Origin of the sequence: Actinoplanes sp. NPDC048791, from assembly GCF_040650095.1 — a bacterium.
GTDB lineage: Bacteria > Actinomycetota > Actinomycetes > Mycobacteriales > Micromonosporaceae > Actinoplanes.
Map to the genome: position 1 here is coordinate 1 of NZ_JBEZGQ010001186.1, position 2,352 is coordinate 2,352.

Sequence of the window (2,352 nt, forward strand, 5' to 3'; positions counted from 1 at the left end):
CGGGCTCGTCACGTCCGGGGCTCCGCGACCCGCCGGATGCTCACCCGGGACGGCCCGGCCGGCTCCTCGGCGGCGCCCACGTGGTGCGCCATCGGGGCGTCGTCGCCGACAGTGATGCGCATGCCCTCGGTCGCCGGTGGTCCGGCCGGGAAGCGGCGGCCGGCGTCGACCGGCGCGCAGACCACGACGTCCAGCGACGGCTTCAGCTCGCCGCCGAGCGCGGTCCACACGTCGGCGAAGGCCCGGTCCTCCGGCGGCGGCAGCGCGATCGTCATCGGTACGGGCAGCCCGAGCGCGGCGAGCGACCCGGTCAGCAGGTCCGCCGGCATGGCCTCGTTGGCCAGGATGTTCAGCAACAGCTCGGACAGCAGCCGGTGCTCGTCCTCGGGCCGCTGGGTCCACGCGGTGATCAGGTAGGACAGCTTGATGTGCCGGGGCGGTACGTGCCGGGCCGCCACGGTGCCGTCACTGGCGTACTCGTTGAGCAGGCCACGCTGCCGCCGGCGCAGGTCCTCGCGGATGTCGTACAGGTAGAGGTTGACCGTCGGCGCGTTGCGCCGCGCCGCCCAGTCCTTGGTCGGCGCCTCGAAAGCGATCTCCACGTCGGTGCCGTGCAGCGCCTGTTCCTTGACCAGGCGCCGCAGCGCCTCGTCGACCTCGTGAATCACCGCGGACGCCCGTCAGATCAGGCCGTTGCGCAACGCGTACGCCACGGCGTGCGACCGGTTGCGCAGCTGCAGCCGGCTGGTCACCTCGTGCAGCACGTTCTTGATCGTGCGCTCCGAGTAGGACAGCGAGACGGCGATCTCCGAGGTGTCCAGCCCCTCGGCGACCAGCTTGAGGACTTTCACCTCGCGGTCCGACAGGCCGGAGAAGGTCAGCCCGCGCGGGCCGAGCACCTGCTGCTGGAGCTTGCCGACCTGGGCGAGCAGCCGCCCGAGCAGGTCCGGCGGCACCGAGCCCTCACCGGCCGCCGCCGACCGGATCACCGTCACCAGCCGGTCGGCGGTCGCGTCGGCCCGGCGGACGAACCCGGCCACGCCGACCTCCATGAGCGCCACCAGGTCGGCGTCGTCGATCTGGCCCGCCACCACGATCAGCCGGTTGATGCCGGCGCAGCGCATCGTGCGCAGGGCCCGCATCGACTCGTCGGCGATCGTGTCGGTGACCACCACGCCGACCTCGGCCCGGTCGCGTTCGCCGTCGTCGAGCACGAGCACCTCGGGCCGCGGCCGCAGCTGGCTGGCCAGCCCGGCCCGGCAGATCGGGTCGCCGGCATCCAGGTAGACCGGTATCCGTGTCATCTCCGCCTCCAGGATCGACGCCGCTGCGGGACAGCCGGACCAGGATGCCGGGCGCGACTCCGCGTGCAGTAAACGTGCACTCAACGTCAGCGAGGGCTGCCCGAAAGGCCGGAACGGCGGTGCCTGATCGGCCGACCCCGCGGGCCGCGAGCCCGGCCGCGGGTTTACAACCCACCGCCTGGTGACAGACAGTTTTCCCGACGGCATCACTGAGGGAGGCCGGCGTGACACAGAGCGCAGCGGTCGCGCGCTCGCTGGCCGATCTCGGCGAGGTGCGCCGGATGGCCGAGCAGGCGCACCGCGGCGACCTGGTGGCCCGGCTGGACCAGCTCAGCGCCCGGCTGACCGGCGCCGACGTGCCGATCGCGGTGGTCGGCGAGTTCAAGCAGGGCAAGAGCACCCTGATCAACGCGCTGCTGCGGACCGACGTGTGCCCGGTCGACGCCGACGTGGTCACCGCGGTGCCGACCATCGTCCGGTACGGGACACCACCCTCGGCCGCGGCGTTCGTGGGCGCCGAGGGCGAGACCCCGTCACGGGTCGCGGTGCCCTTCGACCGGCTGCGGGAGGTCGTCGCCGGCGGCCACAACGGTCAGCCCGTCCGCACTGTGGAGGTCCGCCTCGACCGCCGGCTGCTGCGCGGCGGGATGACCTTCGTCGACACCCCCGGCGTCGGCGGCCTGGACTCGGCGCACGGCAATCTGACCCTGGGCGTGCTGCCGCTGGCCCGGGCGGCGCTGTTCGTCACCGACGCCGCGCAGGAGCTCACCGAGCCGGAGCTCGACTTCCTGCGGCGTACCGTGCAGGGCTGCCCCGCGGTCGTGTGCGTCATGACCAAGACCGACCTGCACCGGCAGTGGCGCCGGATCGCCGACCTCAACCGCGCCCACCTCGCCCGGGCCGGCCTCCCGCTGCGCATCGTCGCGGTCTCGTCGTTCCTGCGGCTGCACGCCGGCCGCAGCGGCGACGACGCCCTGAACGACGAGTCCGGCTTCCCCAATTTGCTGGGGATCCTCGCCCGGGAGGTCCTCGCCGGCGCCGAGAGCGC

3 protein-coding genes are annotated in these 2,352 nt (G+C 73.3%); 1 reads left to right on the plus strand and 2 read right to left on the minus strand.

The window, feature by feature from the left end; genetic code table 11:
- Positions 1-8 precede the first annotated feature (8 nt).
- Together AB0C29_RS44095 and AB0C29_RS44100 are read right to left on the minus strand one after the other, a co-directional pair.
- Positions 9-668, minus strand: a complete 660-nt coding sequence (locus AB0C29_RS44095; RefSeq protein WP_360833729.1) for a DUF4255 domain-containing protein — start codon at positions 666-668, stop codon at positions 9-11.
- A gap of 12 nt (positions 669-680) precedes the next feature.
- A complete protein-coding gene (locus AB0C29_RS44100; RefSeq protein ID WP_360833731.1) occupies positions 681-1,304 on the minus strand; it encodes a response regulator transcription factor in 624 nt (207 codons plus the stop codon).
- Positions 1,305-1,528: 224 nt separating this feature from the next.
- Between AB0C29_RS44100 and AB0C29_RS44105 the strand changes: the two genes are divergently transcribed.
- A partial coding sequence (locus AB0C29_RS44105; protein ID WP_360833733.1) for a dynamin family protein occupies positions 1,529-2,352 on the plus strand: 824 nt, incomplete at its 3' end.

Excerpts from the sequence above, each read along its gene's own strand:
- AB0C29_RS44100 (WP_360833731.1), bottom strand. The coding sequence starts at position 1,304 with ATGACACGGATACCGGTCTACCTGGATGCCGGCGACCCGATCTGCCGG.